This window comes from Winogradskya humida (genome assembly GCF_016862215.1).
Taxonomy (GTDB): domain Bacteria; phylum Actinomycetota; class Actinomycetes; order Mycobacteriales; family Micromonosporaceae; genus Actinoplanes; species Actinoplanes humidus.
This window is the reverse complement of sequence record NZ_BOMN01000022.1, coordinates 76,995-101,011: the sequence shown is the minus strand read 5'-3', so window position 1 is coordinate 101,011 and position 24,017 is coordinate 76,995. Positions and strand designations below refer to the sequence as shown.

Annotated in this window: 24 protein-coding genes; 11 read left to right on the top strand and 13 right to left on the bottom strand. The window is 69.7% G+C overall.

Annotated elements, in window-relative coordinates:
- Positions 1-4: 4 nt before the first annotated feature.
- Genes Ahu01nite_RS08770 through Ahu01nite_RS08755 form a run of 4 tightly spaced genes read left to right on the top strand, consistent with a single transcriptional unit; the run spans position 5 to position 3,996 of the window.
- Complete coding sequence (locus tag Ahu01nite_RS08770; RefSeq protein ID WP_203835935.1) at positions 5-1,342, top strand: extracellular solute-binding protein; 1,338 nt, start codon at positions 5-7, stop codon at positions 1,340-1,342.
- On the top strand, positions 1,339-2,265 hold the full coding sequence (locus Ahu01nite_RS08765; RefSeq protein ID WP_203835934.1) for a carbohydrate ABC transporter permease: 927 nt from the start codon (positions 1,339-1,341) through the stop codon (positions 2,263-2,265). Before Ahu01nite_RS08770 ends, Ahu01nite_RS08765 begins: the two co-directional genes overlap by 4 nt.
- 11 nt (positions 2,266-2,276) lie before the next feature.
- Positions 2,277-3,152, top strand: a complete 876-nt coding sequence (locus Ahu01nite_RS08760; protein ID WP_203835933.1) for a carbohydrate ABC transporter permease — start codon at positions 2,277-2,279, stop codon at positions 3,150-3,152.
- A gap of 40 nt (positions 3,153-3,192) precedes the next feature.
- Positions 3,193-3,996 (top strand): M15 family metallopeptidase, encoded by an 804-nt coding sequence (locus Ahu01nite_RS08755; RefSeq protein WP_203835932.1) that lies wholly within the window; start codon positions 3,193-3,195, stop codon positions 3,994-3,996.
- Here Ahu01nite_RS08755 and Ahu01nite_RS08750 read toward each other — a convergent pair.
- The 3 genes from Ahu01nite_RS08750 to Ahu01nite_RS08740 form a co-directional block, all read right to left on the bottom strand.
- Positions 3,942-4,598, bottom strand: a complete 657-nt coding sequence (locus Ahu01nite_RS08750; protein ID WP_203835931.1) for a hypothetical protein — start codon at positions 4,596-4,598, stop codon at positions 3,942-3,944. The genes Ahu01nite_RS08755 and Ahu01nite_RS08750 overlap by 55 nt on opposite strands.
- On the bottom strand, positions 4,595-5,089 hold the full coding sequence (locus Ahu01nite_RS08745; protein WP_203835930.1) for a SigE family RNA polymerase sigma factor: 495 nt from the start codon (positions 5,087-5,089) through the stop codon (positions 4,595-4,597). Before Ahu01nite_RS08745 ends, Ahu01nite_RS08750 begins: the two co-directional genes overlap by 4 nt.
- A 100-nt stretch (positions 5,090-5,189) precedes the next feature.
- Positions 5,190-5,738, bottom strand: coding sequence for a pyridoxamine 5'-phosphate oxidase family protein (locus tag Ahu01nite_RS08740; RefSeq protein WP_203835929.1), 549 nt, complete (start codon positions 5,736-5,738; stop codon positions 5,190-5,192).
- A gap of 149 nt (positions 5,739-5,887) precedes the next feature.
- Here Ahu01nite_RS08740 and Ahu01nite_RS08735 point away from each other — a divergent pair, with 149 nt between their 5' ends.
- Together Ahu01nite_RS08735 and ligA are read left to right on the top strand one after the other, a co-directional pair.
- Positions 5,888-6,439, top strand: a complete 552-nt coding sequence (locus Ahu01nite_RS08735) for a hypothetical protein (RefSeq protein ID WP_203835928.1) — start codon at positions 5,888-5,890, stop codon at positions 6,437-6,439.
- 64 nt (positions 6,440-6,503) lie between these two features.
- A complete protein-coding gene (ligA, locus tag Ahu01nite_RS08730; protein ID WP_203835927.1) occupies positions 6,504-8,663 on the top strand; it encodes an NAD-dependent DNA ligase LigA in 2,160 nt (719 codons plus the stop codon).
- A gap of 198 nt (positions 8,664-8,861) precedes the next feature.
- Here the strand turns inward: ligA and Ahu01nite_RS08725 are convergent, their stop codons facing one another.
- From Ahu01nite_RS08725 to Ahu01nite_RS08700, 6 genes are all read right to left on the bottom strand, one after another.
- On the bottom strand, positions 8,862-9,605 hold the full coding sequence (locus tag Ahu01nite_RS08725; RefSeq protein WP_203835926.1) for an SDR family NAD(P)-dependent oxidoreductase: 744 nt from the start codon (positions 9,603-9,605) through the stop codon (positions 8,862-8,864).
- A gap of 123 nt (positions 9,606-9,728) precedes the next feature.
- Positions 9,729-9,929, bottom strand: coding sequence for a ferredoxin (locus Ahu01nite_RS08720; protein WP_203835925.1), 201 nt, complete (start codon positions 9,927-9,929; stop codon positions 9,729-9,731).
- Positions 9,926-11,116 (bottom strand): cytochrome P450, encoded by a 1,191-nt coding sequence (locus Ahu01nite_RS08715; protein WP_203835924.1) that lies wholly within the window; start codon positions 11,114-11,116, stop codon positions 9,926-9,928. Before Ahu01nite_RS08715 ends, Ahu01nite_RS08720 begins: the two co-directional genes overlap by 4 nt.
- 110 nt (positions 11,117-11,226) lie before the next feature.
- Positions 11,227-11,862: a TetR/AcrR family transcriptional regulator gene (locus Ahu01nite_RS08710; RefSeq protein WP_203835923.1), complete on the bottom strand. Its 636-nt coding sequence runs from the start codon at positions 11,860-11,862 to the stop codon at positions 11,227-11,229.
- 253 nt (positions 11,863-12,115) lie between these two features.
- Positions 12,116-13,492, bottom strand: coding sequence for a cation:dicarboxylate symporter family transporter (locus Ahu01nite_RS08705; RefSeq protein ID WP_203835922.1), 1,377 nt, complete (start codon positions 13,490-13,492; stop codon positions 12,116-12,118).
- A 92-nt stretch (positions 13,493-13,584) separates the two neighbouring features.
- Complete coding sequence (locus Ahu01nite_RS08700) at positions 13,585-16,350, bottom strand: M14 family zinc carboxypeptidase (RefSeq protein WP_203835921.1); 2,766 nt, start codon at positions 16,348-16,350, stop codon at positions 13,585-13,587.
- 184 nt (positions 16,351-16,534) lie between these two features.
- Between Ahu01nite_RS08700 and Ahu01nite_RS08695 the strand changes: the two genes are divergently transcribed.
- Complete coding sequence (locus Ahu01nite_RS08695) at positions 16,535-18,118, top strand: sensor histidine kinase (protein WP_203835920.1); 1,584 nt, start codon at positions 16,535-16,537, stop codon at positions 18,116-18,118.
- Complete coding sequence (locus Ahu01nite_RS08690; protein WP_203835919.1) at positions 18,115-18,792, top strand: response regulator; 678 nt, start codon at positions 18,115-18,117, stop codon at positions 18,790-18,792. Before Ahu01nite_RS08695 ends, Ahu01nite_RS08690 begins: the two co-directional genes overlap by 4 nt.
- A 5-nt stretch (positions 18,793-18,797) precedes the next feature.
- Here Ahu01nite_RS08690 and Ahu01nite_RS08685 read toward each other — a convergent pair whose 3' ends face one another.
- A complete protein-coding gene (locus tag Ahu01nite_RS08685) occupies positions 18,798-19,157 on the bottom strand; it encodes a darcynin family protein (protein WP_203835918.1) in 360 nt (119 codons plus the stop codon).
- Positions 19,158-19,284: 127 nt separating this feature from the next.
- Here Ahu01nite_RS08685 and Ahu01nite_RS08680 point away from each other — a divergent pair, with 127 nt between their 5' ends.
- Both Ahu01nite_RS08680 and Ahu01nite_RS08675 read left to right on the top strand, forming a co-directional pair.
- Entirely contained in the window at positions 19,285-19,857 is a 573-nt protein-coding gene (locus Ahu01nite_RS08680; RefSeq protein WP_203835917.1) for a TetR/AcrR family transcriptional regulator, read from the top strand.
- 84 nt (positions 19,858-19,941) lie between these two features.
- Entirely contained in the window at positions 19,942-20,649 is a 708-nt protein-coding gene (locus tag Ahu01nite_RS08675; protein WP_203835916.1) for a siderophore-interacting protein, read from the top strand.
- On the opposite strand, the gene Ahu01nite_RS08670 is transcribed toward Ahu01nite_RS08675, so the two are convergent.
- From Ahu01nite_RS08670 to Ahu01nite_RS08660, 3 genes are all read right to left on the bottom strand, one after another.
- Entirely contained in the window at positions 20,646-21,416 is a 771-nt protein-coding gene (locus Ahu01nite_RS08670) for an NPP1 family protein (protein WP_203835915.1), read from the bottom strand. The two genes, Ahu01nite_RS08675 and Ahu01nite_RS08670, sit on opposite strands and share 4 nt — an antisense overlap.
- A gap of 95 nt (positions 21,417-21,511) precedes the next feature.
- Positions 21,512-22,282 carry a helix-turn-helix domain-containing protein gene (locus tag Ahu01nite_RS08665; protein ID WP_203835914.1) on the bottom strand — a complete coding sequence of 257 codons (771 nt, stop codon included), beginning with the start codon at positions 22,280-22,282 and terminating at the stop codon, positions 21,512-21,514.
- Positions 22,279-23,247 (bottom strand): NAD(P)-dependent alcohol dehydrogenase, encoded by a 969-nt coding sequence (locus tag Ahu01nite_RS08660; RefSeq protein WP_203835913.1) that lies wholly within the window; start codon positions 23,245-23,247, stop codon positions 22,279-22,281. The genes Ahu01nite_RS08665 and Ahu01nite_RS08660 overlap by 4 nt, the downstream gene beginning before the upstream one ends.
- Before the next feature lie 97 nt (positions 23,248-23,344).
- Between Ahu01nite_RS08660 and Ahu01nite_RS08655 the strand changes: the two genes are divergently transcribed.
- The gene (locus Ahu01nite_RS08655; RefSeq protein WP_203835912.1) at positions 23,345-24,004 is read left to right on the top strand and encodes a TetR/AcrR family transcriptional regulator C-terminal domain-containing protein; all 660 of its coding nucleotides are present in this window, start codon (positions 23,345-23,347) and stop codon (positions 24,002-24,004) included.
- Positions 24,005-24,017 lie beyond the last annotated feature (13 nt).

The window sequence follows — 24,017 nt, the reverse complement described above, 5'->3', positions numbered from 1 at the left end:
CAACGTGGCAGGCAATGCATATTCCCGGCGCAACTTCCTCACCCTCGTAGCAGGCACCAGCGCGGCCGCCACCCTGGCGGCCTGCGGCAGCTCCGGGCCGAGCACCGGTGGCGGTGGCGGCGACAGCAAGGGCGCGGCGAGCTACTGGTACCTCACCGGTCAGCCCAACGAGGGCATCCGCACCGCGACCGTCGAGCGGTTCAACAAGGCCAACCCCGACACCAAGATCGCTGCGAACGCCTTCGCCAACGACGCGTACAAGCAGAAGATCAAGACGGCCCTCGGCGCCGGCCAGGCACCGACCCTGATCTGGGGCTGGGGCGGCGGCGGCCTGAAGAGCTGGGTCGAGGCCGGCCAGGTCGAGGACCTCACCTCGTGGTTCACCGAGAACGCCGCGGTCAAGGACAAGCTGTTCCCGACCTCGTTCGGTGCCGCGACCATCGACAAGAAGATCTACGCGATGCCCGCCGAGACGGTCGCGCCGATCGTGCTGTTCTACAACAAGGAGGTCTTCGAGAAGGCCGGGGCGCAGCCGCCCCAGTCGTGGGCCGACATCATGAACCTCGTCGAGGTCTTCAAGGCCAAGAAGATCGCGCCGTTCTCGCTGGCCGGGCAGTCCCGCTGGACCAACATGATGTGGCTGGAGTTCCTCTTCGACCGCATCGGCGGCAGCGAGGTCTTCCAGGCCGTCTTCGAGGGTGAGAAGGACGCCTGGTCGAACCCGTCCGCCAAGCTCGCGCTCACCAAGATGCAGGAGCTCATCAAGGCCGACGGCTTCATCAAGGGCTTCTCCTCGATCGCCGCTGACGCCAACGCCGACCAGGCGCTGCTCTACACCGGCAAGGCCGCGATGATGGTGCACGGCACCTGGACCTACGGCAGCATGGCCTCCGACGGCGGCGACTTCGTCAAGAGCGGCAAGCTCGGCTACATGAACTTCCCGCCGGTCGAGGGTGGCAAGGGCGACCCCAGCGACACCGTGGGCAACCCCGGGCAGTATCTCGCCATCTCCTCCAAGGCCACCGCGGAGCAGAAGGACATCGCCAAGAAGTTCTTCCAGACCGCCGTGCTCGACGACACCGAGATCAAGTCGTTCCTCGACACCGGCTCCGTGCCGATCGTCAAGGGCACCGAGACGCAGATCGCCGCGTCGAAGGACCCCGAGTTCCTCAAGTTCGTCTACGACACCTCGGTCAACGCGAAGGTCTTCGCGCAGTCCTGGGACCAGGCGCTGAGCCCGACCGCCGCCGAGACGCTGCTGGACACCATCGCCAAGTTCTTCCAGCTCAACATCGGCCCCGACCAGTTCATCACCACCATGAACGGGGTCATCGGGAAATGACCACGCTCGCTGCGCCCCCTGTGCGGGTGGTTGCGCCCTCCACCGACACCGGGGGGCGCAGCGGCCGCGTCACCTGGATGGCCGTCCCCGCCCTGCTGATGTTCCTCGCCTTCGCCGTGGTGCCGCTGCTCGGCGTGCTCGCCCTCAGTTTCACCACGTGGGACGGCCTCGGCGCCGTGCACCCGAGCGGGCTGACCAGCTGGCGCGCCGTGCTGGCCGACCCCGGCCTGTTCCACACCATCGGCGTCACCTTCCTGATCATGGGGTTGTCCTGGGTCTTCCAGACCCCGCTCAGCCTGCTGATCGGGGTGTTCCTGGCCGGGCACCAGCGCTACCGGGAGTTCCTCGCCGTCCTCTACTTCATCCCGCTGCTGCTCAGCTCCGCCGCCATCGCCATCACCTTCAAGGCGCTGCTCGACCCCAACTTCGGGATCGGCGCCGGGCTCGGGCTGCCGATCCTGGCCCAGGACTGGCTCGGTGACAGCAAGCTCGCGGTCGGTGTCGTCGTCTTCGTGGTCTCGTGGCAGTTCATCCCGTTCCACTCGCTGATCTACCAGGGTGGCGTGCGGCAGATCCCGGCCTCGCTCTACGAGGCGGCGCAGATCGACGGCGCCGGCCGGTTCCGCCAGTTCCTCAGCATCACCCTGCCGCAGCTCAAATACACGATCATCACCTCGTCCACGCTGATGGTGGTCGGCTCGCTGACCTTCTTCGACCTCATCTTCATCCTGACCTCCGGCGGGCCCGCCGACGCCACCTCGGTGCTGGCGCTCGACATGTACCAGCGCGGCTTCCAGGCCAGCCTGATGGGACCCGCCAGCGTGATCGCGGTAATCCTCGTCCTGACCGGTCTCGTCCTCGCCCTCCTGCTACGCCGCCTCGGCGGGGGCAGCGGCGACGACAGCCAGCTCGAAGGAGCCTGACGTTGGCCACCATGACCACGGTCGTTCCCACGCAGCACAAGACCGCTGCGCCCCAGCGCCGCCGCTCGCGCAACCTCAACTGGCTCGGCGGCTCGCTGTCCTGGCTCTGGTTGTTCGTCGTGATGCTGCCGGTCTACTGGATCGTCATCACCAGCTTCAAGCAACAGAGCAACTACTACGTGCAGAACCCGCTGGCGCCGCCGTCCGAGGCGACCCTGTCCAACTACCGGCTGGTCATCGAGTCCGACTTCGCCCGGTACTTCGTCAACAGCGTGATCGTCACGATCGGCGCGGTGCTGCCGGCGGTGCTGATCAGCTTCATGGCGGCGTACGCGATCATCCGCGCCGGGCGCCGCAGCCGCTTCCTCAGGCTGACCAACTCGCTGTTCCTGATGGGTCTGGCGATCCCGCTGCAGGCGGTGATCATCCCGGTCTACCTGATCATCATCCGGCTGCAGATGTACGACACCCTGCTCGCGATCATCCTGCCCTCGATCGCGTTCTCCATCCCGCTGTCGGTCCTGGTGCTGTCGAACTTCATCCGCGACGTGCCCCGGGAGCTGTTCGAGAGCATGCGCATGGACGGCGCGACCGAATGGGGCACGCTGTGGCACCTGGCGTTCCCGCTGACCCGCCCCGCCCTGGTCACCGTCACGATCTACAACGGCCTCGGCATCTGGAACGGCTTCCTGCTGCCGCTGATCCTCACCCAGTCGGCCGACCAGCGCACGATGCCCCTCGCCCTCTGGGACTTCCAGGGTCAGTACGGCGTCAATGTCCCCGCCGTGGCCGCCTCGGTCGTCCTCACCACCCTGCCCATCCTCATCCTGTACGCCATCGGCCGCCGCCAGCTCCTCAGCGGCCTGACAGCGGGCTTCAGCAAGTAGCCACCATCCACAGCGGACGATCTCCGGTATAACTGTCCGCATGAGGCTTCAACGCGTCGCCGCCGCCGTTCTCCTGGCCCTGGCCGTGCTCGCCCCGGTGAGCACGGCCAGCGCGGCTCCCCTCCCGTCGTCGCTCCCACCCGGTTTTGTGGTGGTCTCGCAGCGCGATCCGTCGATCCTGCACGACATCCGTTACGCCACGGCCCACAACTTCCTCGGCCGCCCCGTCGCCGGATACCAGGAACCCCTCTGCATCCTCACCCGCGCGGCCGCAACAGCTCTGAGCAAGGCACAGCGAGAGGTACGCCGTCAGGGCTACACGCTCAAGGTCTACGACTGCTACCGCCCGCAACGCGCCGTCAACGACTTCATCGCCTGGGCCGAGGATCTCGACGACACCCTCACGAAGGCGGAGTTCTACCCCACGCTCGACAAGTCGGTCCTGTTCGACCTGGGCTACATCGCCGAACGCTCCGGCCACAGCCGCGGCAGCACCCTCGACCTCACCCTGGTCAAACTCCCACCCAAGCCGCAACGCCCCTACATCCCCGGCGAGCCGCTGCAGCCCTGCACCAACCCTGTGGGCGCCCGCTTCCCCGACAACTCCATCACCATGGGTACGGGCTACGACTGCTTCGACACCCTCGCCAACACCCTCGACCCCCGCATCACCGGCGCCCCGCTCGCCAACCGCCTGAAGCTCAAGCAGGCCATGACCAACGCCGGCTTCACCAACTTCGACCTCGAATGGTGGCACTACACCCTCGCCGGCGAGCCCTACCCCGACACCTACTTCGACTTCCCCGTCGCCTCAGCCCACTCGGCGGCCATGCCGGGGCTGTAATACCGGGTGAAACCACACTCCCACGCGATCGGATCGTCAAGCGGCGCCCCACCCCACCGTGGCATGCCGCTCACCAGCAACCTGGTCCCGATCGCCGTCCAGTCGGCTCTTCCCGCCGGGGCGGGCATCATGTCGACGACGACGGTGTCCCGGGTGCCACCCTTGAACCAGACGTTGACGTGAAACGAGACGCCCACCGTCGCCAGAATGCCGGTGCCGTCCCGCCGGTTGGTGATTCCCGGCCCGACACCGACCACCGTGCCGTCGAAGGCGAAATCCTGCTTCGCAAGAGTCGCCGGCGAATACCCCTTGACGCATGAGGCCAATTCGCTGCCTCCTGGCTTTGCTTCGCTGGGCTTTGCTTCGCTGGGCCTTGCTGAGGTGGGGGCTGCCGTAGGGATCTGGGCTTCCGGCGGCGGCGGCCGCTCAAGGCCGACCACCACCATCGTGGTGATCACCGCGGCCGTCGCCCACGCCGCCTGTATCCGGCGCCGGCGCCGCACCCGGCCGCGAGCACCCGCCACCAGATCCCGTCCCTCGGGGGCCGCGGCGGCATCGGCGGCGAACAGGTCACGCAGACGCTGCTCGGTGGAACCGGTCATCGGCTTTCCTCCCGTGCATCGACGGTGGCGGGCCCCCGCAGGCTCGCCAGGGCACGGGACGCGGTCGCCCGTACCGAACTCTCGTTGACACCCATCGCCTCGGCGATCGCCGCATCGTCAAGATCGGCATAGAACCGCAGGACAAGGACCGTCCGCGCCCGGGGAGCCAGCCCTGCCAGCAGGACCCGCATCTGATCCCGGGCGGCGATCACCTCGCCCGGATCGTCCACCGCTGCTCCGGTGGCCGCACGCAGATCGGTGGGACGCTCGGTCGCCGACCGCCGGCGCTGCCAGCTCAGATGAGCATTGACCAGCATCCGGCGGACGTACGCCTCAGGACTGCGAGCCACCCGCACCTTGCGCCAATGCCGGTACGCGTCGGCCAGCACGGTCTGGGTCAGGTCCTCGGCAAGCTGATGATCACCGCTCAGCACGTACGCCAAGCGCACCAGAGAGCGGCCATACCCGGCCACGAACTCCTCGAACGTCACACCTGACCCCCGTCACAGACTCCCCACTCCATAGACGCAACGGGCAGCCGCAGAAGATGCAACGCTAGGCACAGAACTTGTTCGTATCAGGTCTGAAGCCTCATCGCATCGCCGGGAGGCCGTCGATGCTGGTGCTGTTCTTCTTGCGGCGGTATTCGGCGAGGTCGTCGTCGCTCTTGCGCTCGCTCCAGCGCAGGAGCGTGTCCCGGTCACCCTCGTAGGACATGAGCGGCACGGAATAGCCGCACGAGTCGCTGATCCGGTGCACGTCGATCTCGATGACCGCCCGCACGGCATGCGTGTCCGGCGACTCCGGGAACAGGGCCAGCTTCTCGGCGGTGGCCTCTTCCACGCGGCCGGTGCCGTACAGCCGGACGATGTTCGGCGCGCCCTGGAAGGCACAGAACATGATCGTTATCCGGCCGTTCTCCCGCAGGTGCGCGATCGTCTCGGCCCCACTACCGTGATAATCGAGGTACGCCACCCGGTGCTCGTCCAGCACCACGAACGTCCCGGTCATCCCCTTGGGAGAGACGTTGACGTGCCCCTCCGCCCCGGCCGGCGCGGTCGCGACGAAGAACATCGGCTGCGCGTCGATGAACTCTCGCAGCCGCCCGGTGATCGCGTCATGCAGCTTCACAGCACCCATCCCCCCCTAGCGGGCGATGGCCCGCAACCATCGGATGGTCCCACGGGTGGGGCCGGTCCCGGCAGGACGCGGACCACACTCCTGGCCATGACGTCGGCGTCGAGCGGAATCCGCTGGCGACGGGGGAGGATCCGGGGCACCGTTGCGCAGTGACCAGCTTTCCCTCACAGGCCCGACGGGTACGCGACCGCGAGCTGCCGCCCGTTCGGAGGCTGCACGCGTTGCGGGAGTGCGCGTTGCATTTCGCACCGTACGGATTCCGCGCCACGTGGCATCACCTCGTCGTGTCGGCCCGGATCCCGCGGCGCCTCGAGGACGATCCCGTCTCCCTGGAGCGCGCGGTCGACGAGTTGAGCGAGGGGCGGGACGTGATGCTTGCCGTGCGGTTGGCGTACGAGCAGGAACGACGCCTGGAGAAAGCCTCCGGCCGGCGCGTCCCCCGGTCCTGGAATCCGCCGGACGGGTACGCGATCGCTTACTGCCCTGATCCCGAGCGTCATCCCACGGCATCGCTCGCGACGGTGGTGCGAAGGATCCTCGGCGCGGGGGCGGGCTCGGACGGGCGCTGCGTGGCGTGCGGGACGGTGAACAGCCGGCCGGGCTGGGCGTGTGCCGTGTGCGGCGTGCAGCCGGGCGGGCCCCGCACCTGCCACGCCGGCCCGGACGCGGACGCGCGGTGGGCCCGGATCTGGCGGCGCTGAGCACTTTTGTCGTACCCGTGGCGTATGAAGGACAGGTCCCGCAAGATCGAGGAAACGAGTGCGCATGTCCACGACCACCCCGGCGGTCTCTCCCGTCGTCGATGCCGCGCATGCCGCGCCGTTCACGGGCGCCGAGGAGTATCACGCCGCGATCGCTGAGATCCGGGCGGCGGCCGCGTCGTACTACGCGGGCGAGGATCTCGCGATGGATGACGCGACCTATGACGCGCTGCTGGCGCGGGTGGCCGCGACCGAGGTGGCCGAGCCCGGGTGGACCGTCGCCGGCTCCCCTACCGAGGTGGTCGCCGCCGGGGCGGTGGCCGGCGGGGACGTCGAGCACAGCACGCCGATGCTGAGCCTGGCCAACGTGTTCGACGCCGACGAGCTACACGCCTGGGCCGCGCGGCTCGAGCGGGTGCTGGGCCGGCCCGCGCGGGGTTACACGGTCGAGCCGAAGATCGACGGCATGGCGATCGCGGCCCGGTACGTCGACGGGCGGCTGGTGCAGGTCGCCACGCGCGGTGACGGGCGGGCCGGGGAGGACGTGACGGGTCAGGCCGCGGCGGTGGCCGGGCTGCCCGGGGAGCTGGCCCGGGCGGTGACCGTCGAGGTACGCGGCGAGGTCTTCATGACCGACGCCGACTTCGCCGAGGCCAACGAGCTGCGCACCGCGCACGGCGGGCAGCCGTTCGCCAACCCGCGCAACGCCGCCGCGGGGACGTTGCGGGCGCAGGACCGGGCGTATGTGGCGCCGCTGTCTTTCCTCGCGTACGGCGTGCACGACCTGCCGGGTGGCGAGGGTCTCTTCCACTCGGCGGCGATGGCGGCCGTCGCGGAGCTCGGTGTGGCAACGACCGCGGGTTCGCCCACCGGCATGCCCCTGTGCTCGACGGTTGACGAGCTGCTGGCCGCCATCGCCGCGCTCGGCGCCGCCCGGGGCACGCTCGGCTTCGACATCGACGGCGCCGTGATCAAGGCCGACGACCCGGCCGACCGGGACGCCGCGGGCTCGTCCAGCCGGGCGCCGCGCTGGGCGATCGCGCACAAGTTCCCCGCCGACACCCGCACCGGCAAGCTGCTGGGCATCGAGGTCCAGGTCGGGCGGACCGGCGTGATCACCCCGGTCGCGGTCCTCGAGCCGGTCCAGGTGGGCGGCGTCGTGGTCACCTCGGCCACCCTGCACAACTTCGACGATCTCGTGCGTCGCGACGTCCGCGTCGGCGACACCGTCTTCGTGCGCCGCGCCGGCGAGGTCATCCCAGAGATCACCGGCGCCAAGCTCGACGAGCGGCCCGACGGCGCCGAGCCGTTCACCCCGCCCGAGGTCTGCCCCCGCTGCGGCGGTGACATCGACCGGTCGCAGAAACGCTGGCGCTGCGTGCAGGGCCGGGCCTGCGGCGCCGTCGAGTCCCTCGCCTACTTCACCGCCCGCGACTCCATGGACATCGAGGGCCTCGGCGACAAGGTGATCCGTGGCCTGGTCGCCGCCGGCCACGTCACCGACCCCGCGGACCTCTACGACCTGGACGTCGAAACCCTGGAGCAGCTCGACCGCCTGGGCCGCACCTCCGCGACAAAACTGGTCACGGCCATCGACGCCAGCCGCACCCAGCCCCTGTCCCGCGTCCTGACCGGCCTCGGCGTCCGGATGACCGGCCGCTCCATGTCCCGCCGCCTCGCCCGCCACTTCGCCTCGATGCAGGCCCTGCGCGCCGCAACCGTCGAGCAGCTCCAGGAGGTCGAAGCGGTCGGCCCCGAACGGGCCGCGACGATCCACGCCGAGCTCGTCGACCTCGGCCCGGTGATCGACAAGCTGATCGCCCGTGGTGTCACCACGACCGAGCCCGGCGTCACCCCCTACGCAGAGCGAGTCGCCGCCGCAGCAGCCGCCGCTGCTTCCGAGGACGGAGCCCGCGCTGCGGCAGCCGGGCCCCGCCTGCCGTTGCAGAACGAGGACGGCACCCCGATGACCGTCGTGGTCACCGGCTCGGTCCCGGGCCTGACGCGCAACGAGGGCAACGAGGCCGTCGAACACCTCGGCGGCAAATCCTCCGGCTCGGTCTCCAAACGCACCGCCCTCGTCGTGGTCGGCGACGGCGCCGGCACCAAGGCGGCCAAGGCCGAAGAGCTCGGCCTGACCATCATGCCCGCCGACCGCTTCGCCGCCCTCCTGACCGCCCACACCAACGGCGACCAGCCCACCCTCTCCGACTTCCTGCCGTAACGACTGTGGGGGCCCGCCCGGCCTCCGCTATCCCCGGGCCGGCGGACCGCGGCGCTTCCGGGCGGGTCTGCACTGATTTGAGCCGGCGGCCGCTTTCCCGGGCGAGCGCTTTCCCGGGCGGGCGGCGGCTGATTGGGGCGGACTGCCGTCCCCCTGGGTGGGTTGGGTGATCGGGCCGCCGGGGACGGGGCGAGGGCATCAGATGGTGAAGCCGCCGTCGACGTTGACGGTGGCGCCGGTGATGTAGCGGGCTTCCGGGCCGGCGAGGAATGCCACGGTTGCCGCGATGTCAGCCGGGTCGGCGTAGTGGCCGAGGGCGGTGAGACCGCTGATGGCCGCGGCGTCCGGGCCGTGGGCGGGGTTGGCGTCCGTGTCGGTGGGGCCGGGGTTGACCAGGTTGACGGTGATGGCGCGGGGGCCGAGCTCACGGCCGAGGGCCTTGGTCATTCCGGCGAGGGCGGCCTTGCTCGTCGCGTACAAACTGAAGCCCGGGAAGACCGTTCGCTCGGCCACGTTGCTGCCGATGGTGATGATCCGCCCACCGGCGGGCAGATAGCGGACCGCCGCCTGCGACGCCACGAACGGCGCCCGGACGTTCACCGCGACGGTCCGCTCGAACTGTTCCAGACTCAGTTCTTCCAGCGCGCCGAGCAGGAACGCCCCCGCGTTGTTCACCACGATGTCGAGCCGGCCGAACTCGCCGGCGGCCCGGTTCACGGCGGCGACCACGGCCCCCGGATCACCGCTGTCGGCCTGCGTCACCACGGCCCGGCGGCCCATGGCGCGGATCTGCTCCGCGACCGCGTCCGCGCTCGCGGTGTCCTCGCGGTACGTCAGCATCACGTCGGCGCCGTCCCGGGCCAGCCGCACCGCCACCGCCGCCCCGATACCCCGGCTTCCACCGGTGACCAGCGCTGCCTTGCCCTCAAGTGCGTTGCTCATGACGCAAATCCTGCGGCGCCGGGGTATCGCATGTCTGGCGGTGATCGGACGTGACGTTCTGCTGCCGCGTTGATCCTGGCCGCCGATGAGAGCGGGCAAAAGCCACAGTGGCCGGGCGGACGGCTACTGCGTCAGGGACAGGGCGCGGCTCGGGCAGATGTCGACGGCGACCTGGGCACGTTTCAGCGCCTCGTTATCCGATGGGCTGTCCTGGAGAACGATGACCGTGCCGTCCTCCTCGCTCTGGTCGAACGCGTCGGGGTCGGTCAGGACGCACTGGCCCGCTCCGACGCAGCGGCCGACATCCGCCACGATCGCGGTCATGCCGGGTCATCCCACGTCACGGGCACCTCGTGGATGCCATAGATCAGGACATCGTCCTTGTACGCCAGCTTGTCGGCGGGCGTGGCCAGCCGCAGCGACGGGATCCGGCGGAAGAGCGTGTCGAAGACGATCTGCAGCTCCATCCGGGCCAGGTTCTGCCCGAGGCACTGGTGGATGCCGAAGCCGAAGGCGACGTGGTTGCGGGCGCCCCGGTCGAGCTTGATCTCGTCCGCATCGTCGAAGGCCAAGGGGTCGTGGTTCGCCGCGTTGCTCATTGCCAGGACGGGGTCGCCGGCGCGGATGGTCACGCCGCCGATCTCCACGTCCTCGACGGCGACGCGGGAGTTGGCGAACTCCGCGATGGTGTAGACCCTCAGCAGTTCCTCGATCGCGGGCAGCGTACGCGCCGGATCCTCACGCAGTGCCGCCAGTTCCTCCGGGCGCTCCAGCAGCGTCACGACGCCGAGCGAGATCATGTTGGCAGTCGTCTCGTGCCCGGCGATCAGCAGCAGGAAGGCCAGCGACAGGACGTCCTCGGGGTCGTTGCCCTGGGCGAGCTGACGGCCCAGCAGGTCGTCGGTCGGCTCGGCGGCCTTCTTGGCGATCAGGTCCTTGAGGTAGTCGCGCAGCTCCGTGACCGACTGCCTCCTGCCCTCGGCCGTCGTGGCACGGCTCAGCAGGGCGGAACTGCGGACCTGAAAGAAATCATGGTCGTGGTACGGCACGCCGAGCTGCTCGCAGATGACCAGGGACGGCACCGGCAGGGAGAGCGCCTGGACGAGGTCGGCGGGGCGCGGCCCGGCCAGCATCGCGTCGATGTGCTCGTCGACGATCTCCTGGATGCGCGGGCGCAGGCCGGCCATGCGGCGCACGGTGAACTCGCCGACCACTGCCTTGCGAGCGGGACCGTGCTCGGGCGGATCCATCTGGATGATCGACCGGCGCATGATGTCGAAGGAGGGCTGTTCGCGGGTGAACCGGGGGAAGTTCGGATCCCGGCGGTCGGAGCTGAACCGCGGGTCCGTGAGCATGGCCCGGATGTGCTCGAGCCGGCTCAGGGCCCAGGCGATCTGGCCGCTGGGCAGGGTGACCTGGGAGATCCCGGAGTCGGTGTCCCGGATGCGGGTGTGCTCCTCCGGGGGCGCGTACGGGCATTGGCGGGTGGTCTGCAGGGCGGGAGCGGTCATCGAGGGCCTCCATCGCTGAAGATCGATTACAAACGGAATAAAACCTTCCGTTTCCCCGCCGACAGTAACCCCCAATACGGACATTCGTCCATACTCGACGATGAAGGTTCTCAGGAATCCAGGTGGAGATCGGCGACGCTGACCGGCTCGCCGGGAAGCACGCTCCGCCCGCCGGAGTGCAGGCCGTCGAGGATCAGTCCCAGGCAGCGCCGCATCAGCAGGTCGGAGAGCTCCACGGACCGGCTCGGCGGCGGCTTGAGCAGGAACGACACCACCGCGAAGACATCACCGGCACCGACGTCGGACCGCATCGAACCCTCGGCCTGGGCCCGCTCGACCAGCTGCTCGACCACGCTGATCACCGCGGCACGGGTCTGCCGGAAGTCGGGCGCCTCCTTGAAGGCCCGCCGCGTGTGCTCGTCCATCATGGTCATGTGCGTGCTGAACCGCAGGCCGACGGCCCGGCGGACGATCCGCGCCAGGGCGTCCCAGGCGGTCGGCTCCTCACCGATGGCGGCGTGCGCGTCGGCCAGAATCGCCGAGAGACTCTCCAGCGCCACGGCCCGCAGCAACGACCCCCGGTCAGGGAACCGCCGGTAAAGGGTCCCGACCCCGACCCCGGCCCGCCGCGCGATCTCGTCCATCGGCGCCCCCGGCCCGATCTCGGCGAACACGACCCGCGCCACGGCCACGATCTGGTCGCGGTTGCGCTGAGCGTCGGCCCGCAGTCGTGTCGTTTCGGCCATCGGTTCCTCCCGGGTTCCAGGAAGATTATCCGGCGCCGCCGGGTCCGTCACCCCAGGTGAGGCTGCGGGTCACAACGTACCGGCACGCCGCATATGACCTCACTGTATTGGAATGTCCCAGCGCATCACGGACGAGGAGACGCCCCTCAGGTTGCGGTGAGGGTGAGCACCGCGCAGAGGATCGCCGGTCGATCCGCTGAGGGGCCCACCCCGCCGCGCGGGGGCGTTGGGAACGCGCGGCGGGGTGGTGGTCTCAGACGGGCTTGTCGGTGGATGTGGAGGTGGAGGCGGCAGTGGCCGGGGCCGGGGTGGGGTCGGGGTGGTCCTCGTCGACCATGGTGGATTCGTCGAAGGGTTCCTGGCCGCTCATGACGCGGTGGGCGCGGTCGCGGTCGAATTCGCCGGTCCAGGTGCCGATGAGGACGGTGGCGACGGCGTTGCCGGCGAAGTTGGTGAGGGCTCGGGCTTCGGACATGAAGCGGTCGATGCCGACGATGAGGCCTACGCCGTCGAGGAGTTCGGGGCGGTGGCTCTGGAGGCCGCCGGCGAGGGTGGCGAGGCCCGCTCCGGTGACGCCGGCGGCGCCCTTGGAGGCGATGATCATGAATAGGAGCAGGGAGATCTGCTCGCCGATGGAGAGTGGCTTGTCCATGGCCTGGGCGATGAAGAGTGAGGCCATCGTCAGGTAGATGGCCGTGCCGTCCAGGTTGAAGGAGTAGCCGGTCGGGATCGTGATGCCGACGACCGGTTTGCTGACGCCGAAGTGTTCCATCTTGGCGATGACGCGGGGCAGCGCCGATTCCGAGGAGGAGGTCGACAGGATCAGCAGGAACTCGCGGCCGAGATAGCGCAGCAGCCCGAACAGGTTGATCCGGGCGACCAGCCAGAGCAGCGTGCCCAGGATGACGAAGACGAAGATCGCGCAGGTGAGGTAGAAGCCCAGCATGATCTGCGCGAGGCTCTTGAGGGCGTCGATGCCCGTCTCGCCGACCACCGCCGCGATCGCGCCGAACGCGCCGATCGGGGCCAGCCACATGATCATGGACAGGACCTTGAAGACGAGACGCTGGAACGTGCCGACGGCGTGAAGGACGGCTTCTCCACGCGTACCCAGGGCCTGGATGGCGAAGCCCACGAGAAGCGCGACCAACAGTGCCTGCAGGACCGATCCCTCGGTCAGGGACGACACGAGGGTGGTGGGGATGATGCCGAGCAGGAAGTCGGCCGTGCCCTCGCCGCCCGTGGTGCCGACGGCCTTCTGGCCGGCCGCCGCCGCGTCGGGGGTGAGGTGCAGGCCCGAGCCGGGGTGGATGATGTTGCCGACGACCAGGCCGATCGCCAGCGCCACCGTGGACATCAGCAGGAAGTAGCCGAGCGCGAGCCCGCCGACCTTGCCGACCCGGGCGGCCTGGCGGATCGAGCCGACGCCCAGGACGATCGTGCAGAAGATGACCGGGGCGATCATCATTTTGATCAAGTTGACGAAGCCCGTGCCGATCGGCTTGAGCTCTTTGGCGAAGTCGGGGAAGAGGAATCCGACGGCGATGCCGAGCAGGACGGCAGCGATCACCGCCAGATAGAGGAAGTGCGTGCGGTCCCGCCTGGCCGGAGCGGTGGTCTCGATTGCCATGCCGCAGACTGTGGTCTGCGTCTCACCTCAGGGCACCATTGCGTTCATTCTGTTCACCGGCCCGACTCGCAACCGAAGCACGGGTGCAACGTTCAGCCGACCACCGAGCGCAGCGGGATGCCCTCGGCGCGCAGGTCGGCGATCAGGTTCCGCATGAACGAATGCTCGTCGAACGGCAGGCCGGCCGGGTTGGGGATCGTCAGGTACGCCGAGTCGCCGGCCGTCGCCACGGTTGCGGTGTTCGTATAGCGGCCGACCACGAGCCGGGTGCGGGCGAGATCGGCGGTGGCCACCTCGATGCGGCCCGGGCGCCATTCGCCGCCGAGGTTGGCCGGGGCCGGCTGAGCGGCTGCCGCGGCCCGTGCCGGCTGAGCGACCAGCGGTGCCCGGGTTGCCGCCGCCGGATAGAGCAGCGTGTTGGCCACCAACTGCAGACCGCTCTCGTTGTACGCCCGGAACAGCGGATCGAACGCGAACAGCACCGCCCGCCCCGCGCCGGTCGGCTCGTCCACCACCACCGCAGTGCCCTTCAGTGCGTCGGCGTGCACGGTGTAGCCGTTGTACCAGAACGTGTCGTCGCCCGGATAGGTCAGGACGTTGACGCCGGTGGTGCTCGGCGTGAGGATCGCGTCGCCGTTGTTGAACTCGAAGTCCTCGGCCGGCCGGCCCAGCGCGACCGGGCTGCTCCCGTCGACGTCCACCCGCAGGTGCGAGCCGATCACCAGGTAGTCGGCGGGCTTCGCCTTCTCGGTCGTGGACGTCAGGCCGGCAGCTCGGGCAACCCTCGTACCCTCGTTGCGCAACCCGACGTAGGTGTGGCCCTGAGCGATCCAGTTCCGCAGGTTGGCCTGCCCGGCCGTGGTGAGCCCGCCGCTCGCGCTGCTGCCGTCGGGAACCATCAGCACCGTACGCCCGGTGAACGCCTCCGTGTTGTCGTTGATGTCCGCCGTCGTCACCGGGGTGAGGTCGAGGCCCCACCGCGAGCCCAGCACGTACCGGGCCTCGCCGTAGGAACCGGACGTGGTGGTGATGCCGGTGCCCCGGAACAGCCCGACGTCGGGCAGCACGATCGCGGTCCCCCGGGCGGGGCTGCGGCTGGGGGTCAGGGTGACACCGAGGGACCTGGCGAGCCGGTCGACCGCCGGCGTCACGCGGGCCGCCGGAAGCCGGACCAGGACGCCGTCGCGTACGGCGGAGACGCCCTGACCGAGCAGTTGGAAGGTCAACTGGGCCGCGGAGGCGGAGTCACTGCGGAACGAGTACGAGCCGTTCCTGGGTGCCGCCGAGGACCTGCCGCCCTCGATCCGCTCAACCTGCTCGGCGCGCGGGTGCACGTCGTCGCCGGTGTAGATCGTGTCGACACCCATCAGCAGCGGGTTGCTCCAGGACGAGACGTCATAGAAGTACGGGAACGGAGCGTACGGGTCCTCGCCCAGCGTCGCCTGGATCCAGTGCTTCTGCGGCTGCTCCATCGGGATCCAGTACGCCCCCGCGGGCACGGTGACATTCGATCCCGTCCGGCCGCCGAAGATGCGCGCACGGCGTACGGTGAGCGGCTTCTTGACCTCATAGACCTCGACGTCCATCCGCCGCAGCCGCTCGACGAGCCGGCGCACATCGGCGAGCTGGCGCCCGGGCATCAGGAAGTACGACTTGATCGTGACGTCCGGCACCGGGAACTGGACGGCGTTCTCGGGCTGGACGACCTCGTTGGGTTCCAGCGCGCCTGACCGGCCCTCGGCGAGCGCGTCCGTCCAGATCTTGTAGTAGCTGGTCAGCACCTCACGCTTGTTGGCGGCGGCCCAGCCGAGGGTCGTCCACTGCGTGGTGAACTGCTGCTGCACCCGGTCCTCGACGGCCGAGGCGCTGCCCTTCTCGTACGTCATCCCGGCCGCCCCGAACCCCGTGGACGGCACCGTGTCGCCGTATCCCATGTAGAACAGGTCGTACGTGTCGTAGTTGAAGTAGCACTCGCTCGTCACGCTATCGGAGCAGGCGCCGTTGTAGCCGAACGCGGCCTGGTTCGCCGCCCCGATCCGGTTGATCCAGTCGACCGGCTCGCCGGCGATCTCGTGGTGGATCGGGTCGGCGTTCGGCGGGAAGAAGTACTGCCGGCCGCCCATCTCGTGGGCGTCGATGAACACCTGCGGCGGAAACCGGCGGATCAGCTCGACCTTGCTGTCGGTCTCCGGCTGGGTCCGCGCGAACCAGTCCCGGTTGAGGTCGAAGCCGTACTCGTTCTGCCGCCGGGCGGCGTCGCGCCCGTCCGGGTTCTGCGTCGGCAGGATCACCGTGATCAGGTTGTCGGTACGCTCCCGTGCCGCGCAGGAGGCGCCCGCGGCCAGCTCGTAGAGGGTCTTGAGGGCCGCGTCGGCGCCGCTGGTCTCGCCGCCGTGCACGTTCCCGGCGATCCATACGATGGCCGGACGGTCCGCGGCGATCCGGCGTGCCCTGGCGGCACTCAGCGTCCGCGGATCGCGCAGGCCACGGATCTCCTCAGCGATGTCGTCCAGGGTGCGGCGGCCGGCCTGCTGTCTGCTGGACACCACGGCGTACGGCAGGGGCTGCCCCAGCACGCTGGTCCCCATGACACCGCTCACCACCCGGTCGGACGCCTTGTCCACCGCACTCAAGTAGCCGCTGATCTCCGTGTTCGTGACCACGCGCTGCTGGCCGATGCCGAGCGGAAAGCCAAGAAACGCCTCAGGAGTGGGTACGCCGCCCAGATGGGCCGCCGGATCGCTGCCACACGACCCGGCTCGGGACGTGGCACTCGCGGGCGGCCCGCTGAGCAGCGGGTTCAGGGCGGCGATCAGCGCGACCGCCAGAGCGCCGGTCACGGGCTTCGGAACTCGCATCGTGTCCTCGTTTCCCGTCCACGCCATCGGCAGTGATCGATCAGCAGCCTAGGACCTTGAATTCAGGATGGTCAATGCATGACCGGTGGCTGCGGTTGACTCGCGACTGGGGGCAGGCGAGACTCCCGGCACCGGGCCGAAACACGGTGCTCTCGCCGGGGAAACAAGGAAACCGAAGGTAGTGATGTCGGCACGCTGGAGTATCGCCGGGCAGTTGTTCGCGCTGCAGGTGCTGGTGGTGACGCTGCTGGTGGCGATCGGCACGGCGGGCGCGTTTCTGCTCGCCCGCAGCGACGCGCACAACGCGGCGGTCGGGGAGGTGACGGCGGTGGCCGAGGCGATCGCCCTCTCCCCCGGTGTCGCCGAGGCGCTGCGCACGGAGAACCCCACCGCCGAGCTGCAGCCGTACGCCGAATCGACCCGGCTCGCGACCGGCACCGACTTCATCGTGGTGATGGCCCCGGACCGCACCCGCTACACGCACCCGACCGTGTCGCTGATCGGGCAGAAGTTCGCCGGGGACGTCGACGCCGCGCTGCGCGGCGGCACCGTGATCCAGCAGTACAGGGGAAGCCTCGGCGACTCCGTGCGCACGGTGGTGCCGGTGCGCGAGCCGGACGGCGCGATCATCGGGCTGGTGTCGGTCGGCATCACGACCGAGGCGATCAACCGGGGGCTGCTGCACCAGGTGCCGGCGGTGGCCGGGAGCACGGCGGTCGCGCTGCTGCTCGCCGGGGCGGGCGCCTGGCTGCTGAGCCGCCGGTTGCGCCGCCAGACCCACGGGCTCGGTCCGGCGGAGATGACCCGCATGTACGAGTACTACGACGCGGTGCTGCACTCCGTCCGCGAGGGCCTCGTGGTCGTCGATCGCGACGGACGCGTGGCGCTCATCAATGACGAGGGAAGACGACTTCTCGGCGTACCCGACGATTCTCGTGTCGACCGGCCCGTCGCGGAGCTGGACCTGCCCGCCGAGGCCGCGGAGTTGATCGCCTCGCGCCGCCCCACCGTGGACGAGCCGGTCCTGGCCGGCGACCGCGTCCTGGTGGCCAGCCAGAGCGAGACCCGGTTCGAGGGGCGGACCCTGGGCACGGTCCTCACCCTGCGCGACCACACCGAGCTGCGGGAACTGACCGGCGAGCTCGACTCGGTACGCGGGCTCACGGCCGCCCTGCAGGCGCAGGCCCACGAGGCGGCGAACCGGCTGCACACCGTCCTGACCATGGTGGAGCTCGGGCGCGCCGACGAGGCGATCGAGCTGGCCACCGCCGAGCTGGCCCTGGCACAGCAGCTCACCGACCAGGTCGTCGGCGCCCTCGACGAACCGGCGCTCGCGGCGCTGCTGCTCGGCAAGTCCGCGCAGGCCAGCGAGCGCGGCGTGGAGCTGACCGTCTCCGACGACTCCCGGCTCGCGGGCGAGCACATGCTGCCCAGCCGCGACCTGCTCACGGTCGTCGGGAACCTCGTCGACAACGCCCTCGAAGCGGTCGCGCTGGCCGACCCGCCGCGCAAGGTGCGGGTGCTGGTGCGCCAGGAGCAGGACGAGGTGCTGGTGCGGGTGAGTGACACGGGCCCCGGGCTCACGCCCGACCAGGCGGCTGCCGCCTTCCGGCGCGGCTGGTCGACCAAACCGGGTGCGGGACGCGGCGTCGGTCTGTCACTGGTCCGGCAGGTCGCGGAAAGGTACGGCGGCAGCTACGCGATCACGTCCGGCACCGATGACCACGGCGCGATTCTGACCGTACGCCTCCCGGTGCGCGCCTCATGATCCGAGTGCTGGTGGTCGATGACGAACCGCTGATCGCCGAGGCGCACCGGGCGTACACGGAGAAGGTGCCTGGCTTTGAGGTCGTCGGGGTGGCCCACACGGCACGGGACGCGATGGCCGCACTCCGGGCCGGGCCGGTCGACCTCGTGCTCCTGGACCTGAACCTGCCGGACAAGCACGGCCTGGAGGTCGCCCGCGCGTTAAGGGCGGCGGGCAGCGGCACCGACGTGCTCGCGGTGACCTCGGCCCGGGACGTCGCGACGGTCCGGCAGGCGGTCGCCCTCGGCGTCACCCACTACCTGTTGAAGCCGTTCACGTTCGCCGCGTTCCGCGACAAGCTCGACCGCTACGCGCGCTACCGCAGCCAGCTCCCCGGCACGGGCGAGGTCGCCGCGCAGCACGAGATCGACCGGGCATTCGCGACCCTGCGCGGCTCCCCGCACGACAGCCTCCCGAAAGGTCTCGACGAGCACACCCTCGATCTGGTGCTCGGCGTCCTGCGGGATCTCGCCGCTCCGGCCGGGCTCTCCGCCGCCGAGGTCGCCGCCCGGATCGGCGCGTCCCGGGTCACCGCGCGGCGCTACCTCGAGCACCTGGCCGACGCCGGCCGGGTGATCAGAAATCCGCGTTACGGCAGCCCGGGACGCCCCGAAGTGGAATACCGGCCCGCTTAGGATGCTCAGGCGTTGATGGTCGCCGCAACGTCGGCGCCGTAGTTCTTGGCGTACCCGTTTTCGACGCCCACGAGGATTTCGACGATCTCGAAGTAGTGGTCCCAGAACGGCGTCTCGCGCAAGGCTTCGACGACCAGCTGGAAAGCGTCGTGATCGCGCGCCTCCCAGACCCAGATGTCGGTCACGCGGGCCGTGTAGAACTCGGTGTCGTAGTAGCGCCACCGTACGTCCTCGGCCTTGTCCTTGATGGCGGGCAGAACGCTTTCCTGGAAGGCGGCGACGCGCTCCGGCACCGACAGCTCCAACCAGGCGCGATTGGTCTTGAGCAGGATGAACGCTGTTACGGCGGGCTCGAAATCGGACATGGACGATCTCCTCGCAAGATGCTGGTTTCGGTTCACTGTGTCTCGAAACTCTAGAAGATTTCGATACACGGTGTCTAGCTATCCGGCGGAGCAATAACTGGTCAGACTGTCTCGCTACCATGACGGCATGATCGAGGCGAAGGGCCGCGGCGGCCGGCCCCGCAGCGAGCAGGCACGCGACGCCGTCCTGCACGCCGTCGACAACCTGCTGCTCGAGGTCGGCTACGCGGCCCTGACCATGAAGGGCATCGCCGAGCGGGCGGGCGTCGGACGGCAGACGGTCTACCGCTGGTGGTCGACGAAGGCGGAGATCATCTTCGAGGCATGCGTGGACGATGCCGAGGAGGAGCTCGCCGTCGCGCCGTCGCGCACCCCGCTCGCCGAGATCACGTCCTACCTCGACGCACTGGTGGGCTTCCTCGCCTACTCAGCGGCCGGAGCCGGCTACCGCGCCCTGCTCGCCGCCGCGCAGCACGATCCGGCGGTGAAACAGTTGATCGCGTCCAAGGACATCCTCAGCGCCAGCGCGAGTGCCGTCCTCGACCGCATCGACCCGGCCCGGCCCGGCGGCGATCTGGCAATCGACCGCCTCATCGGACCGGCCTTCTTCTGGATCATGAGCGGGCGCGACCCGGCGCAGCTCGACACACACGAGCTGGCCCGACGCTTCGTCCACGACCTCGGATCCACGGAATCCTGAAGGCGAGCCCACCCACCTCCTCCACAGGTGTAGCCTGACGGCCGGGTTTCGATACATCGTGCCACGTAATTGATGAGGAGTGCCATGCGCAGGCTCAGCGACACGTTCCTGACCGAGGCCGTCGTCACGCGGGCCGGCCGGCTCGGGGGCCGGATGCGGGCGGTCACCCTGGGCGGTCCCGCTCTCGCGGGGCTGAGCGTCAGGCCCGGTCAACAGGTACGGATCCAGGTGCCCGCCCCCAACCGGGTCGTCGACCGCCTCGGCGGGATGCTGCGGACGTACTCGATCTGGGAGTACGACGGGGAGAGCCTGCAGTTGCGCGTCTTCGACCACGGCGACGGCCCCGGTGCGCGGTGGGCCCGCGAGGCCAGGGCCGGTGACGTCGTGCACCTGATGAAGCCGCAGGGCGATTTTGTCTGCCGGCCCAGCGGGTACCACCTGTTCGCCGGGGACGAGACGGCCTCGGTCGCGTTCGGTGCGATGATCCGCGGCCTGGCCGGCGACGCCCCCGTGCACACGGTCGTCGAAGTGGACACCGAGCACGAGCAGCTGCCGCTGCCCGGCGGCACCGTCTGGCTGCACCGCCGGGGCCGGCCCGCGGAGCGGTCGGGCGAGCTGGTCGCGGCCGTCGCCGCGCTCGACCTGCCCGACCGCCCGGGCACCGCCTACCTCGCCGGCGAGGCCGGCACCGTTCAGATGATCCGCTCCCACCTGGTCCGCGACCGGGGCTGGAACCGCCGCGACGTGCTCACCAAACCGTTCTGGGCACCCGGCAAGACCGGCATGGACTAGCCCGCGGGGTTGAACGGAATGGCGCTCGGCTTGCTGTTCGTGAGCAGGTCGACGAAGCGGCCGTCCGTGATCTTGATGGTGGCCGAGCCGAAGTCGGCGTTCATCAGTTTGTCGCGCAGCGTGGTGCTGGGCCAGCCGTTCCAGTCGACGATCGGCGGGTAACGCCAGTCGTGGTAGTGGTTCTCCGGGGGCTCGTCGCCGGTGCCGGCGAGCCGGAAGAAGTGCGTGTTGCAGCAGCCGTCCTTGTGATAGACGACCTTCGGGTGGGTGCCGTCGAAGCGGATCTGTGAGCGGGTGAACGTCTGCACGCCGCTGTGGACGGTGTTCGTCACGTACTCGACCTGGTTGGTGCTCTGGTTCACCCACGAGATCACGTGCTCGAAGTCGTGGCGGTGCCCGCAGCAGCCGTTGAGCGTCTGGTCCTTCTCGAAGTAGCTGGCGTACACGATCGCGCACCAGCCGTTGTTGCACTTCGACCGGGCGTACGTCTGGGAGTTGTCCAGGTCGGACTGGTCCCGGCAGTTCCCGTTGATCGCACCGGTGGTGTTCAGGCCCGCGTTCAGCGTGCCGTCGGACCCGATCGCCGGTGTCGCGTAGCAGCCGTCGGTGTCGTAGTCGTAGGCCGGCGAGAACGTCTGCTCATAGCCCCCGGCGTTCTGCGGCAGATTGCCGGGCGGGGCCGCGAACGCCGCCGTGGCCGGGACCAGGATCCCCAGGGCGGCGACTGCGGCGACCACGCCGAACCGCCTGCGTGCGTGTTTTCCCATCGATCACCTTCTCGTCGCAGACCGGCCGAGCGCCGCGTCGCGCCGAAGTCTGACATCAATGATCGTCACTTCGATAGGGCTCAGTACGGAAGGTTTCATGTCCAGCCGTCGACCCGCAGGTAGAGCGCCGGCACCGCGGCGGGTTCGGTCGACGACGTGCCGAACGCCGCGCACAGGGCCGGATCGCTGCGCAGGGTCACGTCCGGGGCGCCCGGATCGTTCGCGAACGCCAGCATCGTCCCGCCGGTCCCCTGCGCCGGCACTCCCGGGTGCACGTCGACGGTCCGCCGCCAGTGCTTCCCCGCGCGGACCAGGTCGACCGACGCTGTGCGGGTGACGCTGCCGAAATCCGCCACCAGGACATAGACGTCACCCTCGAAACCCGGATCAAACCGATGGGTCCAGACCGTGAGGGGTACGCAGTCAGCAGCCGGACCATCGTGTGCGGCACCGAGCTTGCCACCCTGAGGCTCCGCGGCCGGCAGGTTGAACAGCGCCGTCGTGGCGATGGCGATCACCACGGCCACGGCCGACAACCCCAGAACGGTTTTCGTGGTCAGCCGGTTGCCGCGCACCGGTTCGCCCCCGGGATCGGCCTCCGCGGCGAGCCGGTCGCGGATCTCGTTCAGCCGCCGGCGTTCGCCCGGGCTGGCACCGAACAGGACGGTCAGCCGGTCCAGGATCGCCGGCCCCGGCAGCGCGGTCCCGGCGAGATACGCGGCGACCGTCTCCGCCGAGCTGAGCCGCGCCCGCTCGGTGATCTCCCCGGGCGTCAACGGCGGCTGCTTGTTGAGCTCCGCGTGCCGCGCCCTGAGCCGCTCCAGCTCCGCGCCGAACCCCAGGACGCTCGTGATCTCTGTACTCACATACCGTCAACGATCGTGAGGACGATCTTCGCGCGGGCGTGCTCGCGTTCGAGGTGGTCCATCGCGGCGGCGGCGTCCTCCAGCGCGTACGTGCGGTCGATGACCGGGGTCAGCGTGCCCGACTCGGCCAGCTCTCGCAGGGCGGCGAGGTTCGCCCGGCTCGGCTTCGCCTCGAGGACGACGACGCGGGAGCGAGCTGTCAGGCGGGCGCGGATGATGAGCTTCATCGGGCCCAGCAGGCTCCCGCCCTCGTAGACACCCCCGCCGGAGAGAACGAGCAGACCGCCGGGGGCGAGAACGCCACGCAGGTCGGCCAGGGACCGGTTGCCGACCAGGTCGAGCACCATGTCGTAACGCCGGCCCCCGGCGGCGAAGTCCTCCTGCGCGTAGTCGATGACCTCGCCGGCACCGAGAGACCGGACCAGATCCGCGTTGCGGGCACTGCAGACGGCGGTCACCGCGGCACCGGCGCCGCGGGCGAGCTGGACGGCGAACGTGCCCACGCCACCGGAAGCCCCGTTGACCAGCACCTTCTGCCCGGACCCGAGCCCCCGCAGACCGGTCAGCGCGGTGTTCGCCGCCAGCGGGAGCGCAGCCGCCTCCACAAAGGTCAACTTCCCCGGTTTCCGCTCGATCAGATCCTCGGGTACGCACACGAGCTCCGCGAACGCGCCGGCGCCCTCCCCGTACACCTCGTCGCCGGGTTGGAACCGGGTGACCGCCGCACCCACCCGCTCGACCCGCCCGGCGAAGTCCGTACCCCGGATCCGGATCCGCGGCCGCCGCAGCCCGAAAGCAAGCCTCGCCAGGTACGGGTCCCCGCGCATCGTGTGCCAGTCCCGCGCGTTCAGCGACGCGGCGTACACCTTCACCAGCACGTCACCCGCACCCGGCACCGGCTCGCGCTCCTCACCGAGCCGCAGCACGCCAGGCGGCCCGTACCTGTCCTGGACGATCGCTCTCATGGCGCCTCCCCTCGCGGTGTACGGCGTACACCTAAGCCCCGAGGGTAGGGTGTACGCCGTACACCGGTCAACGGCACGGAACAGGGTGATCGACCAGATGACAAACTCGGCGAGAACCCCGCTGAGCAGGGAACGCGTACTCCTCGGAGCGGTCGCCCTCGCCGACACCGCGGGGATCGATTCGCTCAGCATGCGAAAACTCGCGCAGGATTTCGATGTCGTCCCGATGGCCCTCTACAAACACGTCGCCGGCAAGGAGGACCTGCTCGACGGCATGGTCGACGTCATCCTCGCCGAGATCGAGCCCCCGGCCCCCGGCGCGACCTGGAAGACCGCAGCCCGCACCCGGATCCTCTCGGCCCGCCGCGCCCTGCTCCGCCACCCCTGGGCATCCCGCATCATCGAATCCCGTCCCGCGCCGACCCCGGCCGTCCTCGCGTACCTCAACGCCATGATCGGCATCTTCCGCGACGGCGGCCTGTCCGCCGGCCTGACCCACCACCTGATGCACACCCTCGGCAGCCGCATCTACGGCTTCAGCCAGGAGCTCTTCAACGCCACGGCCACCCCGGACCCCCAGGCCCTCGCCGCAGCAGCCACCGAACTGGCCGCCCACTTCCCCCACGTCGCCGAACTGGCCACCACCGCCTCCCACGACGGGCACTCCGTCGTCGGACAGGGCTGCGACGACCAGTACGAGTTCGAATTCGCCCTCGACCTCATCCTCGACGCCTTCGAACGCCGCCAGCAGCCCTAGCCGGCGTGGCCGG

Coding starts and splice junctions, on each gene's coding strand:
- Ahu01nite_RS08695 (WP_203835920.1), top strand. CDS start 16,535: ATGTCGGCACGCTGGAGTATCGCCGGGCAGTTGTTCGCGCTGCAGGTG.
- Ahu01nite_RS08715 (WP_203835924.1), bottom strand. CDS start 11,116: ATGACCGCTCCCGCCCTGCAGACCACCCGCCAATGCCCGTACGCGCCC.
- Ahu01nite_RS08705 (WP_203835922.1), bottom strand. CDS start 13,492: ATGGCAATCGAGACCACCGCTCCGGCCAGGCGGGACCGCACGCACTTC.
- Ahu01nite_RS08690 (WP_203835919.1), top strand. CDS start 18,115: ATGATCCGAGTGCTGGTGGTCGATGACGAACCGCTGATCGCCGAGGCG.
- Ahu01nite_RS08670 (WP_203835915.1), bottom strand. CDS start 21,416: ATGGGAAAACACGCACGCAGGCGGTTCGGCGTGGTCGCCGCAGTCGCC.
- Ahu01nite_RS08655 (WP_203835912.1), top strand. CDS start 23,345: ATGACAAACTCGGCGAGAACCCCGCTGAGCAGGGAACGCGTACTCCTC.
- Ahu01nite_RS08750 (WP_203835931.1), bottom strand. CDS start 4,598: ATGACCGGTTCCACCGAGCAGCGTCTGCGTGACCTGTTCGCCGCCGAT.
- ligA (WP_203835927.1), top strand. CDS start 6,504: ATGTCCACGACCACCCCGGCGGTCTCTCCCGTCGTCGATGCCGCGCAT.
- Ahu01nite_RS08760 (WP_203835933.1), top strand. CDS start 2,277: ATGACCACGGTCGTTCCCACGCAGCACAAGACCGCTGCGCCCCAGCGC.
- Ahu01nite_RS08685 (WP_203835918.1), bottom strand. CDS start 19,157: ATGTCCGATTTCGAGCCCGCCGTAACAGCGTTCATCCTGCTCAAGACC.
- Ahu01nite_RS08740 (WP_203835929.1), bottom strand. CDS start 5,738: ATGGGTGCTGTGAAGCTGCATGACGCGATCACCGGGCGGCTGCGAGAG.
- Ahu01nite_RS08700 (WP_203835921.1), bottom strand. CDS start 16,350: ATGCGAGTTCCGAAGCCCGTGACCGGCGCTCTGGCGGTCGCGCTGATC.
- Ahu01nite_RS08675 (WP_203835916.1), top strand. CDS start 19,942: ATGCGCAGGCTCAGCGACACGTTCCTGACCGAGGCCGTCGTCACGCGG.
- Ahu01nite_RS08725 (WP_203835926.1), bottom strand. CDS start 9,605: ATGAGCAACGCACTTGAGGGCAAGGCAGCGCTGGTCACCGGTGGAAGC.
- Ahu01nite_RS08765 (WP_203835934.1), top strand. CDS start 1,339: ATGACCACGCTCGCTGCGCCCCCTGTGCGGGTGGTTGCGCCCTCCACC.
- Ahu01nite_RS08660 (WP_203835913.1), bottom strand. CDS start 23,247: ATGAGAGCGATCGTCCAGGACAGGTACGGGCCGCCTGGCGTGCTGCGG.
- Ahu01nite_RS08755 (WP_203835932.1), top strand. CDS start 3,193: ATGAGGCTTCAACGCGTCGCCGCCGCCGTTCTCCTGGCCCTGGCCGTG.
- Ahu01nite_RS08720 (WP_203835925.1), bottom strand. CDS start 9,929: ATGACCGCGATCGTGGCGGATGTCGGCCGCTGCGTCGGAGCGGGCCAG.
- Ahu01nite_RS08710 (WP_203835923.1), bottom strand. CDS start 11,862: ATGGCCGAAACGACACGACTGCGGGCCGACGCTCAGCGCAACCGCGAC.
- Ahu01nite_RS08680 (WP_203835917.1), top strand. CDS start 19,285: ATGATCGAGGCGAAGGGCCGCGGCGGCCGGCCCCGCAGCGAGCAGGCA.